A 14,856-nucleotide genomic window follows, 5' to 3' on the forward strand; every position below is an offset into this window, starting at 1 on the left:
CCGCCCGGGGTGAATGTTGATCAAAGTACAATCCTGAAGCACGCGTCCTTTTTCCCCACAATGTCTATGTTAAACTGCGGCTATCATGTGGCATCAGGAACAAATAATGGCAACAATGCTGGATGTCTCACTACGCGCCGGGGTGTCGAAAGCGACGGTTTCCCGCGTACTGAACGGCACAGGTCAGGTTAAAGAGAGCACCCGTCAGCAGGTTTTTAAGGCCATGGAAGAGCTGGGCTATCGCCCCAACTTTCTCGCCCGTTCGCTGGCCAACCGCACCAGCAACAGTATTGGTCTGGTGGTCTCAACTTTTGATGGCTTCTATTTTGGCCGTCTGCTGCAACAGGCGGCGCGCCAGACGGAATCGTATGGTAAGCAGTTGATTGTGACCGACGGTCACGACACGCCGGAGTGCGAAGAACAGGCGGTGCAGATGCTGGCCGATCGCCACTGCGACGCTATCGTCCTCTATACGCGTTTTATGAGCGAAAAGACGATGACCTCGCTAATCACCTCGCTGCCGATGCCGCTGATCATCATCAATCGCGACGTCAGTTCCGCGCGCGAACGCTGTGTATTCTTTGAGCAGCAGGACGCCGCGTTTCAGGCGGTAGAGTATCTGATTTCTCAGGGTCACCGTGACATCGCCTGCATCACCGTCCCGATCCATACCCCAACCGGCAAGGCGCGCCTGATGGGCTATCGCCAGGCGCTGGAAAAACACGGTATTGCCCAGGATGAACGTAAGGTCAAATACGGCGATGCCAGTATGACGCGGGGCTACGAGCTCTGTCAGGAACTGCTGGCGGAAGAGGTGAAATTCAGCGCGCTGTTTGCCTGCAACGATGATATGGCGCTGGGCGCGTCAAAAGCGCTGCACCAGGCGGAGTTGCATATTCCGCAGGATATTTCACTGTTCGGCTTTGACGATGCCCCCAGCGCCCGCTGGCTGGAACCGGGGTTGTCAACGGTTTACCTGCCCATCGACACCATGATTATCACGGCGATCGATCAGGCGATCAAGCTGGTGGGCGGGCAGCCGCTGGAGCCAATCCCGCCGTTCACCGGTAAACTGGTGTTACGTGATTCCGTCACGACGGGCCCCTATTTCAATCAGAACAGTTCCAGCGCCAGCAGCTCGTCAATGGTCTGACGGCGGCGGATCAAACGCGCTTTTCCACCGTCAAACAGCACTTCCGGCAGCAGCGGGCGGCTGTTGTAGTTCGACGACATCGACGCGCCATAAGCCCCGGTATCGTGCAGGACCAGATAATCGCCCGGCGCGACCGCTGGCAGCGCGCGGGTTTCAACTTTGCCGCCCTCCTGCTGGGTAAATACATCGCCCGATTCACACAGCGGCCCGGCAACCACCGTCTCCAGCCGCGGGGCTGCGTCCAAATTCCGGCCATCGGCCGCCAGCGCGCTAATATGATGATAGCTGCCGTACATGGACGGACGCATCAGGTCGTTAAAGCCGGCGTCAATTAACACAAAATGACGGCTGCCCATCGCTTTAACGCTCCGCACCTGAGACACCAGTACTCCGGATTCAGCCACCAGAAAACGTCCCGGTTCAATTTCCAGTTTAATCGCATGGCCCAGATGGCGGGCAATCTGCTCCCGGGCGGCGTTCCACAGGCCAAAATAGTGATCGGTATTGATCGACTCATCGCCCTCGCGGTAAGGGATCGACAGCCCGCCGCCTGCTGAGATCGCCTCCAGATCCTGACCGCAATCAATTACCTGCTGTACCATCGCACCACAGACCTGTTCAAGATGGCCGTAATCCACGCCCGAACCGATATGCATGTGGATACCGATAAGATGCAGTCCGTACTGGCGGATCGTTGCCAGCGCCGCCGGAAGATCGCCGTACCAGATCCCGTGTTTGCTGTTTTCGCCGCCGGTATTGGTTTTCTGGCTGTGTCCGTGACCGAATCCCGGATTGACCCGCAGCCAGACGCGATGGCCCGGCGAGACCTGCCCGAGCTGCTCGAGCATATCAATCGACCCGGCATTAACCGGGATCTGCAACTCATGCACCCGCGCCAGGGTAGCGCTGTCGATAAGATCGGCGGTAAATACGATATCGTCCGGATGGGTCTGCGGATCGTAGCCCGCCGCCAGCGCGCGTTCGATTTCCCCCAGCGATACCGAATCTACCTTGACCCCCTGCTCGCGCATCAGGCGCAGAATATGAATATTCGAGCAGGCTTTTTGCGCAAAACGCACCACGTCAAAACGGCTCAGCAGGGCAATCTGGCGGCGGATAATTTGCGCATCGTAGACCCAGACCGGGCAGCCGAATTCAGCGGGTAAGCGTAACAGGTTTTCAGCGTTCAAATCGCTGTCGGTGGTGTGCAGAGCGCGCGGCATGGTTGACTCCATTCGGGGATTTTTTCCATTACGCCACAGGCAGAAAGGAATAAAAAATATCGTTTTGTCGTCAGTCTATGCAAAAATGATATGGCTTATTGTTCAGGAGCCACCATGCCCGCCGTCAATTTACGTCACATAGAGATTTTTCACGCGGTGATGACCACCGGAAATCTTACCGAGGCCGCCCGGATGCTGCACACCTCGCAGCCGACCGTCAGCCGCGAACTGGCGCGCTTTGAGAAGGTGCTGGGGCTAACGCTATTTACGCGCTCGCGCGGCAGGCTGCATCCGACGGTGCAGGGATTACGGCTGTTTGAAGAGGTGCAGCGCTCGTGGTACGGGCTGGATCGCATTGTCAGCGCCGCGGAAAGTTTGCGCGAGTTTCGCCAGGGCGAACTGTCCGTTGCCTGCCTGCCAGTGTTTTCGCAGTCTTTTTTGCCTGTGCTGATCCCGCCTTTTCTGGCGCGTTATCCGGAGGTAAGCCTGAATATTGTGCCGCAGGAATCGCCGCTGCTGGAAGAGTGGCTCTCGGCGCAGCGCCACGATCTCGGGCTGACCGAAACGCTGCATACGCCAGCCGGCACCGAACGCACGCCGCTGCTGACGCTTAACGAAGTCTGCGTATTGCCGCAGGATCATCCCTTAACCGCCCGCGACATACTGACGCCTGCCGATTTTCACGGTGAAAATTACATCAGCCTGTCGCGCACCGACAGCTATCGCCAGCTACTGGATACCTTATTCAGCGACCATCAGGTGAAACGGCGGATGGTGGTGGAGACGCACAACGCCGCGTCAATTTGCGCGCTGGTGCGAGCGGGCGCGGGGATCTCGGTCGTCAACCCGCTGACCGCGCTGGACTATGCGGCAACCGGCGTGGCGGTGCGGGCCTTTAGCATTGACGTGCCGTTCACCGTCAGCCTGATCCGCCCGCTGCATCGTCCGGCCTCGGCGCTGGTGGACGCCTTTACCGACCATCTGCAAGCCAGTCTGCCACGGATTACCGCACCGCTGGCGGCAATGCTTAAGAGAGCATGAAATCAACTGCATCCGCCGCATGGATAGCGGCAGTATCAAACACCGGAAGGGGGCTGAGTTCGGCGGGAACCAGCAGACCAATTTCGGTGCAGCCGAAAATCACCCCTTCCGCGCCCTGCTCTGCCAGACGCTGAATCACCTGAAGATAGTAATCGCGCGAGGCATCGGTAAAGGTACCGAGGCATAACTCATCAAAGATAATCTGGTTGATACGCAGGCGATCTTCCGCTTCCGGGATTGGGGTTTCAATCGCAAACTGCTGCGCCAGCCGTCCGCGATAAAAATCCTGCTCCATAGTATAGCGGGTGCCGAGTAGCGCCACCCGCCGCAGATCCTGTTTCGCAATCGCCCGCCCGGTGGCCTCGGCGATATGCAAAAACGGCAGCGAACAGCGATCTTCAATCTGCTCTGCCACTTTGTGCATAGTATTGGTACACAGTACGATCCCCTCAGCTCCGGCGCGTTGTAATCCCACCGCCGCCTGCGCCAGGATATCCCCGGCCTTTTCCCACTCGCCACTGGCCTGACACGCTTCGATCTCATGGAAATCGACGCTGTGCAGTAACAGGCTGGCAGAGTGCAGTCCGCCAAGACGCTGCTTAATACCTTCGTTGATTAAACGATAATAGGGGATCGTTGATTCCCAGCTCATGCCGCCCAGCAGGCCAATGGTTTTCATCTCACTTATCCTTTCACGCGCACCAAAACGACAGTGAAGCAAAGTTGCCATCGACTTACCAGCCTTTTGGCGCGCGCTCCCGCAACGAACAGGATCAGTTGCCGATATTGCGTAGTTTTTTACCCGCCATCAGGTTGCGTTCGATATGTTCGAGGGTGACGTTTTTGGTCTCCGGGATCAGCCAGAACGTGATGCCGACAAAGGCAATATTCAGCGCCGTGTAGAGCCAGAAGGTTCCGGCCGCGCCGATACTGTCGAGCAGCGTCAGGAAGGTAGCCCCGATGATCATGTTCGATACCCAGTTGGTCGTCGTTGAACAGGTAATGCCGAAGTCGCGACATTTGAGCGGCTGAATTTCAGAGCACAGGATCCATACTACCGGCGCGGCACTCATTGCATAGCCCGCGATACACATCATGGTCATCCCTACGGAGAGCCACGACAGGCCCGGCGAGGCGGTGCCCTGATCGAACTGCATCAGGCAGTAGCCCAGCACCAGCGTTCCCAGCGCCATCACGCTAAAGCCAATCTTCAGCGCCGGTTTACGCCCGGATTTATCGACCATAAAAATAGCGATAAAGGTGGCGAACATAAAGGTCAGCCCGACAACCAGCGTGGCGATCATTTGCTGCTCGGTGGTGGTAAACCCGGCCATTTTAAAAATACGCGGCGCGTAGTACATGATGATATTCATGCCGGTGAACTGCTGCATCGCCTGAAGCAGCATGCCCAGAAACACCGCGCGACGCACGTTGCGGTTAACCTTAAACAGCCTCCAGCCGCCCTGCTTCAGTTTCAGGCTTTCACGGATTTCATTGAGTTCTTCGCGTGCCTTTTCTGAGGTGTCGCGCAGCATCCGCAGCACCTCTTCGGCTTCAATATGCCGACCTTTTTCTGCCAGCCAGCGCGGGCTGTTAGGCAGGAAGATCACCAGGATCATCAACAGAATCGCCGGAAGCGCCAGCACGCCCAGCATCGCACGCCAGTTACCGCTGTAGCTGAAGGCCGTATCGGACAAAAAGGCCAGCACGATGCCCAGAGTGACCATCAATTGATACATGCTGATCATCTTACCGCGCACGTTTTCGCTGGCCATTTCCGACAGGTACAGTGGCGCAGTATAGGAGGCAATGCCTACCGCCACCCCGAGCACAATGCGCGCTGCGATCAGCACTTCCACGCCCGGCGCAAATGCTGAGCCGAGCGATCCGGCGATAAACAGAATCGCTCCCGCCATCAGGCTGTATTTACGCCCCAGCCGGAAGGAGAGCCAGCCGTTGAACAGCGCGCCCAGTGCAGCACCCAGCATCATGCTGCTCACCACCCATTCCTGAAGCCGGCTGGTGAGAACAAAGTGATCGGTAATAAACGGTAGCGCCCCGGCAATCACGCCGATATCCAGACCGAACAGCAGTCCGGCCACTGCTGCCGACACCGAAACAAATATATTCATTCGGCGCGTATCGCGTAATGCGCGCGGTACCGCCGTTGATTCGTGGCTGAGTGAAGTCATTTTTTCCTGCCTGAACCGAGAGAAGATGAAATCAATTTACGAGATGAATCAATTGAGCTGTCAGGTAAGAAAAAGCGTATATATGGATTAAATGGCTATGAGGCGAGGTTATGTGATGGACATTACAATTTTAAAAAAGAGTTATCTTTAATAAACTATTTTTAATTTTATGATTTATATTAATTTAAATAACAATACAGAAATAGCTGCTGGAAAACGCATGGATATTACGCTAACTGGTATATGGACTTTGATTATATAAGAAACAAAAAACCCCGCCGGTGGGGCGAGGTTTAAACATATTGGCTGCGAGGGTTAACGCGCCAGCCAGCCGCCGTCTACGGCAATGGTATAACCGTTGATGTAATCAGAGGCACTGGAGGCAAGGAACACCACCGGCCCCATCAGATCGCCCGGCAGGCCCCAGCGGCCCGCCGGGATACGGTCGAGGATCTCCGCGCTACGTTGCTCATCGGCACGCAGCTGCTGCGTATTGTTGGTCGCCATATAGCCCGGCGCAATCGCGTTGACGTTGACATTGTGCTGCGCCCACTCGTTCGCCATCAGGCGGGTAATGCCCATCACGCCGCTTTTTGATGCGGTATAGGACGGAACGCGAATGCCGCCCTGAAACGACAGCATGGAGGCGATGTTAATGATTTTGCCGCCCTTGCCCTGGGCGATAAAATGCTTCGCTGCCGCCTGAGACATAAAGAACACGCTCTTGATGTTCAGGTTCATCACGTCGTCCCAGTCTTTTTCGCTAAAGTCGATCGCGTCTTCACGGCGGATCAGGCCCGCGTTATTCACCAGAATATCAATATGACCAAACTCGGCCACGGCGCGCTCCAGCAGTGCCGGAATGCCGTCAATCTGGCGCAGATCGGCGGTCAGACTGAGGAAGCGGCGGCCCAACGCAGTTACCCGCTCAATGGTTTCTGTCGGTTCAACGATGTTGATACCCACAATGTCACAGCCGGCTTCGGCCAGACCCAGCGCCATACCTTGTCCCAGACCGGTATCGCATCCGGAGACCACCGCGACTTTACCTTGCAGAGAAAATGCTTCCAGAATCATTTTTCGTTCCTTATCTTTCAGAGCCTGTCACAACAGGCAAATAGACTGATGCCAGCGCGACTAGCGCAAATCTTTTACTGCTACGTGGTCCATATCATCAAAGACCTGGTTCTCACCGACCATACCCCAGATGAAGGTATAAGCTTTGGTGCCAACGCCGGAATGAATTGACCAGCTTGGAGAAATCACCGCCTGCTCATTTTGCATCACGATGTGCCGCGTTTGCTGCGGCTGTCCCATCATGTGGAACACGCAGGTGTCTTCATCCATATTGAAGTAGAAATAAACTTCCATGCGGCGCTCATGGGTATGGCACGGCATGGTGTTCCACAGGTTGCCAGGAGCCAGTTCGGTCAGGCCCATGCTGAGCTGACAGGTTTCCAGCACATCCGGAATAAAGTATTTGTTGATGGTGCGGCGGTTGCTGGTGAGGTTATCCCCCAGCGTGATCGGCGCGACATCCGCAGGCGTCACTTTTTTGGTGGGATAAGTGGTGTGGGCCGGGGCGCAGTTGTAGTAAAACTTCGCCGGTTTTGCCGCATCGATGCTGGCGAAAACCACTTCTTTCGCGCCTTTGCCGACGTACAGCGCATCGCGATGACCGATTTCGTGGCAGACGCCATCGACGGTAATCGTGCCTGGGCCGCCAATATTAATTACGCCCAGCTCGCGGCGTTCCAGAAAATAGCTGACGCCAAGCTGTTTACCCACTTCGCCACCCACGGATACCGTCTTCGCCACCGGCATAATGCCGCCAACGATAATTCGGTCGATGTGACTGTACACCATGGTGTATTCATCGGCTTCAAACACGTTTTCGACTAAAAATTCTTTGCGCAATCCCTGAGTATCAAGGGTTTTTGCATGTTCGCTGTGGATGCTTTGTCTGATGTCCACGTTACCTCCAGAAGAGAACCGGTGAGCCAACTGGCCCGCGAAGCGAAAGGCTCTTTCGCTTTGTTGATGTCACCATCTTAGCCCTCCTGAAACGTCTTTTCAATTATAAATAAAACGACGTTTCAATTTTTTGCAAATAAAGTTCGAAAATGTCGCCACGATCGCAAAAATGGGCGATCCAGCCCTGAGAATGAGAAGGTAAAATCATAAATTACAATCAGTTAAATAACCTTCACAAAAAAGCGGCAGAGCCTTAAAACGTGGCAAAGAAATAAAGACAGGTTGGCTACACGTCACAGAAACGGCAGGCACGGGGGCTGTTATAGGGAAATTCTTGCAAAATGCGTTAAGCGTCACAGATTATGAAACGATGTTTCGATAAATTAACACTCAGCTTTTAAATACGGCAATTGCTACCTGTCAGTGGCAACGTATGAGTGAAAATGAGAACTTCTGTAACTGGCCTTTGCCCTCATGATGACTGAGGGCTTTTTTTTGGCCGGGGGAAGGGAAAATTAATCGCGTTCAATAGCCAGGGCAACACCCTGACCACCGCCGATACAAAGCGTGGCCACGCCGCGCCGCGACTGACGCTTGATCATTTCATGCACCAGCGATACCAGGATACGGCATCCCGAGGCACCAATCGGATGGCCCAGGGCAATAGCGCCGCCGTTAACATTGACCCGGCTGGCATCCCACTCCAGCATTTTACCGACCGAAATGGCCTGTGCGGCAAAGGCTTCATTCACTTCCAGTAAATCCACTTCGCCCAGCGCCCAGCCGGCTCTTTCCAGGCAGCGGCGGGTAGCGTAAACCGGTGCAATCCCCATTAAGGCAGGATCCACCCCGACGCTGGCAAAGGCCCGGATACGCGCCAGCACCGGCAGATTAAGTTCCTGCGCTTTTGCTTCACTCATCATCATCACGGCCGCTGCGCCGTCATTAATGGAAGAGGCATTCCCCGCCGTCACCGAACCAGTACGATCGAAGGCCGGAATCAGCCGGGCCAGCCCTTCGGCGCTGGCATCGGTGCGCGGTTGTTCGTCGGTGTCCACCAGCACGCTCGTGCCGTCGGCGCGCACGGTGGCAACCGGCACGATCTCATCTTTAAAACGTCCGGAATCAATAGCCAGACGCGCTTTGTGCTGAGATCGTAGCGCCCAGTCATCCTGTAACTCGCGGCTGATACCATATTCGCGCGCCAGATTTTCTGCCGTCACACCCATGTGATAATCATTGAAGGCGTCCCACAGGCCATCGTGGACCAGACTGTCAATAAGCTGGCTGTTTCCAAGCTGTGCGCCGGTGCGGCTGTCGGTCAGGACATGCGGCGCGCGGCTCATGTTTTCCTGCCCCCCGGCTATGACGACATCCGCTTCCCCGCACTGGATTGCCTGGGTTGCCAGATGCAGCGCCTTCAGCCCGGACCCGCACACGTCGTTAATGGTTATAGCCGAAATGGTATTGGGTAGTCCGCCGTTCAGCGCTGACTGGCGGGCCGGGTTTTGCCCTGCCCCTGCCGTCAATACCTGGCCGAGGATCACTTCATCCACATTTTGCGCCGCAATGCCGCTGCGCGCGATCAGCGCCCGGATGACCGTGCTGCCAAGATCGACGGCCGAAAGGCGCGACAGCGTGCCCTGGAAACAACCAATGGGCGTGCGAACCGCCCCTACGATAACCACCTCTTTCATGTCGACCTCAGCGAATAACCCCCCGCCATAGTAGTGCATTGTTAATATCTCTTATTTTAATTGTTTTAAATAAGTGAGATTTATCACAATAGATTGTTAATTTAATTTGCACGCAGCCTCGGCCTTTCCTGACAAGATGCCACTTAGCCGCAGAATTATGGTAAGTTGCGCTTCTTTTTATCACTTGCATGCTATTAAAAACTAACTAATGTCGAAATTTTGGTCAAAAGAAGAGACTCTGTGGAGTTTCGCGCTGTATGGAACGGCTGTGGGTGCAGGGACGCTATTTCTCCCGATTCAACTGGGATCTGCCGGTGCCGTAGTGCTGTTTATTACCGCCATGGTGGCCTATCCATTAACTTACTGGCCGCATAAAGCGCTATGTCAGTTTATCCTCTCTGCGCCGACCCCGGCGGGTGAAGGCATCACCGGCGCGGTAACGCACTATTACGGCAAAAAAATCGGTAATGCGATCACCGCCCTCTATTTTGTCGCCTTTTTTGTAGTCGTCCTGATCTATGCCGTTGCCATTACTAACTCGCTGTGCGAGCAGGTCGCCAGACACCGGGAAGTAACGACCAGCGTGCGAATGCTGGTGAGCCTGGGCGTTGTGCTGGTGCTGAACGCTATCTTTTTGATGGGGCGTCGCACCACCATTCGGGTGATGGGACTTCTGGTTTTCCCGCTCATCGCGTACTTCCTGTTCCTGTCGGTCTATCTGACCGGTCGCTGGGAGCCCTCTCTACTCACCAGTCAAATCACCTTTGATAGCCATACGTTGCACCAGGTATGGCTCTCTATCCCCGTAATGGTTTTCGCTTTTAGTCATACGCCGATTATTTCCACGTTTGCTATCGACAGACAGGAAAAATATCGTGAGAACGCTATGGATAAATGCAAAAAAATTATGAAGGTGGCTTACCTGATAATCTGCCTGAGCGTACTGTTTTTTGTTTTTAGCTGCCTGCTGTCAATTCCGTCTTCTTATATTAATGCCGCCAGAGAGGAAGGCGTGACTATTTTATCAGCCCTCTCAGCGATGCCTGATTCGCCGGGCTGGCTGGCCATTTCCGGCATTGTGGTGGCGGTGATAGCGATGTCTAAATCCTTCCTTGGCACCTATTTTGGCGTTATCGAAGGCGCGACCGAAATCGTAAAATCTGCTCTGGACTATAAGGGGATTAAAAAAAGCCGGGCATTTCATCGGGCGATGTCGGTGATCCTCATTTCACTGACAATGTTCGTCGTGTGCTGTATTAACCCGAATGCGATTTCCATGATTTACGCTATCAGCGGGCCGCTGATAGCGGTGATCCTGTTCATCATGCCAACGCTTTCCACTTACCTGATTGCATCACTAAAACCTTACCGTTCACTGGCTAATCTCATTACTCTTAGTGTTGGTTTACTCTGCGTTTCGGTGATGTTTTTCAGCTAATTTAGCTGCTGCCCGACGAGTTGGATTGTCGGGCAACGGCCTGCGTAATGTAATACTCTTCTGTTTAATAAATTTTTTAAATTTTTATTAAAACGTCATATTTATCTGCTTGTTGATGCGGGCAGCGCAAAAAAACACGTGAAGTTTTGTAATCAGCATAATCCACTGTATTAATTTTGGACAGGCAGGTTCATAATAGCCGTTCAGCTGTTAGCATCCTCTGACGGCATCCCTTTAAGGGGGCTTAGTATGAAATACCATTCTACCGATAACGTCTGCATCATCACCGGCATTCATCCTTCCAACCTGCGACGCTGGTATCGTTACGGGCTGATTAGCGCTGGTGAATTTTCAGAAAGCTGGAATGAACAGCAGCTTGAGGAAATTCGTACGTTAAAAACACAGACGGCGAGTGGCGCGACGCTTCGTCAAATTCGCCAAAGCCATCGTTCAGGTATTCCGCTGCGCTCTCATGGCTGGGCAGCGTTAAAGGGTGAATTACTCTGGCAGCTTGAATTTGGCTCCAATCGGACGCTATCACGTTATTTCCGCACTATTGTGAACGATTACAGTAGCGATGATGCGAATCATTTTTTACTGCGTCCGCTAAACCGCTGGCTTCAGGAAGATACCCGAACAGGCTCCTGCCGTCGTCTGCAACGTTTTCACCAGTGCATCGTTCAACGCGCAGGCTCGCTGACGCGTACCTCCAGCCGTGAAGGTGACACGCCTCTGTTTCTGGAAGCGATTAGCGTGAAAGACGATAACGAAATCTGGCTGGAAGCGATTCGGTTATACGGTCAGGGTTTTAGCGTCGAGGTGTCCTCCACTGTCAGCGACGTTCCTGTCGCCATCAGTAGCCGCCACGAGCATCATTTAATGTGGTGTGGTGCGGGCATCAGCGTTGGTAAGCAGCAGCATTTCAAGGACAGTATGGACGAGGGAAAATGCGTCATGCTTTGTGGACCCGACCGCGCCGTAAAAGCATGCATTAATTAATCGTTGATCGCTGCAAAAGATGGGAAGAATGTATTTCTGCGTCTTCTACGCACTTGCGTTCTTCCGTCCTCCCGCTGTATTTTTTTGTCAATCCTTGCCAATAACAGCAACATAATCCTGACGTAGCACAAGCAGAGCCAGCGTCTTCTTTTATCTTCCATGACAATATGCAATCTCTTTCCAGACCCGGTGTCCGTCAGCGGGTTATTATTTGAGGATAGGGTTGTTAACCAATGGCGAGTTACTTTTTTTCCATCCCTGACGTCTATTTCGGTGAAGACGCGATTGGCACGTTGCGCCGGCTGAATCATAAAAAAGTCGCTATCGTGACCGACAATTTTATGGCGACGTCAGGTAAGACGCGCTATTTGATCAATGAGATGCCACAGGCTTCAGTTTCTATTTTCAGCGACGTCACGCCCGATCCCAGCATTGATATTTTGCACGCGGGAGCATCACAGTTTAAAAGCATGAAGCCGGACGCGATCATTGCGCTGGGCGGCGGTTCATCACTGGATGCTGCCAAAGGCATTAAGGTTACCCTCGAAGAATATTACCCTCAGCATGCCATTGAGCTTATCGCCATCCCCACCACCAGCGGTTCCGGCTCAGAAGTCACCTCGTATGCCATTATTTCCGATCCCGATAATGGCCGAAAATATCCCCTTATTGACGATAAACTGGTACCGGACTGCGCCATTCTCGACCCTCATCTGGTGTTATCGGTTCCCCGACAGGTGGCGGTCGATACCGGGATGGATGTATTGACCCATGCGATTGAGGCGCTGGTCTCTGACGGGGCGAATGATTTCAGTGATGCGCTGGCGGAAAAAGCCATTGCTCTGGTCTGGCAACATCTACCCACCGTTTTCGATGACGACAAAAATCTCGATGCCCGCACGCATATGCATAACGCCTCCTGTATGGCCGGAATGGCCTTTAATTCCGCCGGTCTGGGCCTGGTACATGGGATGGCCCATGCCATAGGCGGCATGCTGCATATTCCTCACGGCAAAATTAACGCAATGCTGCTGCCGCTCATTATTGAGTTTAACGCGGCGCGCTCGCCCGGTGCCGTCGAACGTTATCTGCAATGTGCGGCGATAATGGGCATCCACGCAGATACACCGCAGCAAACCTTGAATGATCTTGTCGCCGGTCTTCATGCAATGAACCGTCATTTTGGTATTCCGGCAACGCTCGCCGGGTTGTCTGTCACGATGCAGACCGTTGAGTCGTTTCGCCCGGCGCTGATTGCCGCAGCGCTGGCAGATGGCTGTACCGCAAGTAATCCCTGTAAACCCACAGCGGTGGATATTGATCGGTTACTCACGCGTATTGCCCGCTAACTCCGGACAGGATTGCCTTCATCTTGCAGACGGTAAACAGCAAAACGCAGAAAGGCCTGGTCTCAGGCTCACGCTATTACACACTTTCAGGTTATTGACGTTATGAATTACAACCAGCAACAAGCCGAATGGATCACCCAGCAAATTCTTCAGGAACTGGCCGCGTCGACAAAACCCGCGCACGCGCTGACGATCCCCGTCGGCATTTCTAATCGCCACGTGCATTTAAGCCGTGAAGATATGGATGTCCTGTTTGGCTACGGATCAACATTGACCCGGATGAAAGCCGTAAAACAGCCCGGTCAGTATGCTGCGGAAGAAACGGTGACGCTGCGAGGCCCCAAAGGTGAACTGCATAAAGTGCGGGTGCTGGGACCGTTACGCAGCGCCACACAAATTGAAATCTCCGTTTCTGACGGTTTCGTTCTCGGCGTAAAAGCCCCGGTGCGAATGTCCGGCGATCTGCAGGATTCGCCAGGCATTGAAATTATTGGTCCCAATGGACGGGTAATGAAAACGGACGGTGCCATTGTCGCCTGGCGGCATATCCATATTTCTCCACAGGACGCCGAAGCACATGCGCTGCGTGACGGCATGGAGATCGACGTCCGCATTGACGGTCATCGCGGGGGCGTCCTGAGTCACGTCGTGGTCCGCGTCAGCGCCGATGCCGTCCTGGAAATGCACATTGATGTTGAAGAGGCCAACGGCTTCGGTTTGCGTAACGGCGATTGCGTCACGCGGGTATCGCCCCCTGGTCCGCAGAGCCATTAAGGAAGAAAGCCATGGATCAGCATCACCTGTCGCCACTGCTGGATACCATTATCGACGACCTGTTAATGCGTCGAAAAAAGCGATTGCAGGCTAATAGCAAAATCATGCAGGTGGTCATAAGCGGTGACGATCTGACAACGCTGCCCGCCACCCTGGATTGTCTGATGGCGCTGACCCATAGCGGCTATTTTTTACGGCTGGCTTTTTCCTGTAGCGCCTCCCACTCTGCGCTACAGGCAGACTGTCTCAAGGCGCTGACACAACGTGGCATTGACGTGCTTTGCGATACGTGCGAACCCGGCGCTGTCACCGACAATGACTGGGGGCTTTACCTGCCAGCGCTCTCTACCAACAGCATGAGCAAAATAGCTCTCGGCATTCGCGATAACCTGGTGTGCCGCTGGGCCTTTTACGCACTTGCACAAAATAAGCCGGTTATTGTCACGCTGAATGCTGAATGCCGCCACGACTCAACCACGCATTTTGCCCCTGCCCTGCGGGCGCGACTGGCAAATTATGCCGCCATCCTGATGGAATACGGCTGCACGATTATCGGTCAACCTGCGCCCGTCAGCCCGGAGAAACGACTGCTTACTCTGAGCGATGTGCGACAGCATCCCAGCGGTGATGCGCTTCATATTGGTGACAACACGTTAATTACTCCCGCCGCCCGCGATGAAATCCGGGATCGGGGCATTGCCATCGTTCAACGTCTCAAGGAGTAAGTATGTATCTGGCAAAAGTGACCGGAGCGCTCGTTTCCACCACCAAACATGCCTCGCTTAATGGCGCAAAGTTGCTGATTGTCGCGCGTCTCGACGAGCGTTATCAGCCCACCGGCACCGCTCAGGTGGCCGTGGATTTTGTCGGTGCCGGCAATGGTGAAATCGTGATTGTTACCACCGGCAGTTCGGCACGCATGAGTAACAGTAAAGAACATTCTGTCATTGATGCCTCGATCGTTGGCATCGTTGATTCTGTCGATTTGAATGACCAGTAACGGGCAGACAGGAGAA

The 14,856-nt window shown here is 54.1% G+C and carries 14 protein-coding genes; 8 read left to right on the forward strand and 6 right to left on the reverse strand.

Going from position 1 to position 14,856, the window contains the following annotated elements; all coding sequences use genetic code 11:
• Positions 1 to 106 precede the first annotated feature (106 nt).
• The gene (locus P0H77_RS17505; RefSeq protein WP_276158560.1) at positions 107 to 1,153 is read left to right on the forward strand and encodes a LacI family DNA-binding transcriptional regulator; all 1,047 of its coding nucleotides are present in this window, start codon (positions 107 to 109) and stop codon (positions 1,151 to 1,153) included.
• Here P0H77_RS17505 and lysA read toward each other — a convergent pair.
• Positions 1,114 to 2,376, reverse strand: coding sequence for a diaminopimelate decarboxylase (gene lysA / locus P0H77_RS17510; protein WP_276158561.1), 1,263 nt, complete (start codon positions 2,374 to 2,376; stop codon positions 1,114 to 1,116). The two genes, P0H77_RS17505 and lysA, sit on opposite strands and share 40 nt — an antisense overlap.
• A 114-nt stretch (positions 2,377 to 2,490) precedes the next feature.
• Here lysA and P0H77_RS17515 point away from each other — a divergent pair, with 114 nt between their 5' ends.
• Positions 2,491 to 3,417 carry a LysR family transcriptional regulator gene (locus tag P0H77_RS17515; protein ID WP_276158562.1) on the forward strand — a complete coding sequence of 309 codons (927 nt, stop codon included), beginning with the start codon at positions 2,491 to 2,493 and terminating at the stop codon, positions 3,415 to 3,417.
• Here P0H77_RS17515 and P0H77_RS17520 read toward each other — a convergent pair.
• The 5 genes from P0H77_RS17520 to P0H77_RS17540 form a co-directional block, all read right to left on the reverse strand.
• Positions 3,404 to 4,096 (reverse strand): aspartate/glutamate racemase, encoded by a 693-nt coding sequence (locus tag P0H77_RS17520; RefSeq protein ID WP_276158563.1) that lies wholly within the window; start codon positions 4,094 to 4,096, stop codon positions 3,404 to 3,406. The two genes, P0H77_RS17515 and P0H77_RS17520, sit on opposite strands and share 14 nt — an antisense overlap.
• Positions 4,097 to 4,190: 94 nt before the next feature.
• Positions 4,191 to 5,609 (reverse strand): sugar porter family MFS transporter, encoded by a 1,419-nt coding sequence (locus P0H77_RS17525; RefSeq protein ID WP_276158564.1) that lies wholly within the window; start codon positions 5,607 to 5,609, stop codon positions 4,191 to 4,193.
• Positions 5,610 to 5,924: 315 nt separating this feature from the next.
• Positions 5,925 to 6,686 (reverse strand): 2-dehydro-3-deoxy-D-gluconate 5-dehydrogenase KduD, encoded by a 762-nt coding sequence (gene kduD, locus P0H77_RS17530; RefSeq protein ID WP_276158565.1) that lies wholly within the window; start codon positions 6,684 to 6,686, stop codon positions 5,925 to 5,927.
• Between the two features lie 60 nt (positions 6,687 to 6,746).
• Positions 6,747 to 7,583, reverse strand: coding sequence for a 5-dehydro-4-deoxy-D-glucuronate isomerase (gene kduI / locus P0H77_RS17535; RefSeq protein ID WP_276158566.1), 837 nt, complete (start codon positions 7,581 to 7,583; stop codon positions 6,747 to 6,749).
• Between the two features lie 515 nt (positions 7,584 to 8,098).
• Complete coding sequence (locus tag P0H77_RS17540; RefSeq protein ID WP_276165171.1) at positions 8,099 to 9,280, reverse strand: acetyl-CoA C-acetyltransferase; 1,182 nt, start codon at positions 9,278 to 9,280, stop codon at positions 8,099 to 8,101.
• A gap of 208 nt (positions 9,281 to 9,488) precedes the next feature.
• Between P0H77_RS17540 and P0H77_RS17545 the strand changes: the two genes are divergently transcribed.
• From P0H77_RS17545 to P0H77_RS17570, 6 genes are all read left to right on the forward strand, one after another.
• A complete protein-coding gene (locus tag P0H77_RS17545; RefSeq protein WP_276158567.1) occupies positions 9,489 to 10,718 on the forward strand; it encodes an amino acid permease in 1,230 nt (409 codons plus the stop codon).
• A 249-nt stretch (positions 10,719 to 10,967) separates the two neighbouring features.
• On the forward strand, positions 10,968 to 11,717 hold the full coding sequence (locus P0H77_RS17550) for a hypothetical protein (RefSeq protein ID WP_276158568.1): 750 nt from the start codon (positions 10,968 to 10,970) through the stop codon (positions 11,715 to 11,717).
• A gap of 233 nt (positions 11,718 to 11,950) precedes the next feature.
• On the forward strand, positions 11,951 to 13,066 hold the full coding sequence (locus tag P0H77_RS17555) for a 1-propanol dehydrogenase PduQ (RefSeq protein ID WP_276158569.1): 1,116 nt from the start codon (positions 11,951 to 11,953) through the stop codon (positions 13,064 to 13,066).
• A gap of 102 nt (positions 13,067 to 13,168) precedes the next feature.
• Positions 13,169 to 13,840: a phosphate propanoyltransferase gene (locus P0H77_RS17560; RefSeq protein WP_276158570.1), complete on the forward strand. Its 672-nt coding sequence runs from the start codon at positions 13,169 to 13,171 to the stop codon at positions 13,838 to 13,840.
• Positions 13,841 to 13,851: 11 nt separating this feature from the next.
• The gene (locus tag P0H77_RS17565) at positions 13,852 to 14,565 is read left to right on the forward strand and encodes a flavoprotein (RefSeq protein ID WP_276158571.1); all 714 of its coding nucleotides are present in this window, start codon (positions 13,852 to 13,854) and stop codon (positions 14,563 to 14,565) included.
• 2 nt (positions 14,566 to 14,567) lie between these two features.
• On the forward strand, positions 14,568 to 14,840 hold the full coding sequence (locus tag P0H77_RS17570; RefSeq protein WP_276158572.1) for a EutN/CcmL family microcompartment protein: 273 nt from the start codon (positions 14,568 to 14,570) through the stop codon (positions 14,838 to 14,840).
• The last annotated feature ends 16 nt before the right edge of the window (positions 14,841 to 14,856 follow it).

Origin of the sequence: Superficieibacter sp. HKU1 (assembly GCF_029319185.1) — a bacterium.
Lineage (GTDB): Bacteria > Pseudomonadota > Gammaproteobacteria > Enterobacterales > Enterobacteriaceae > Superficieibacter.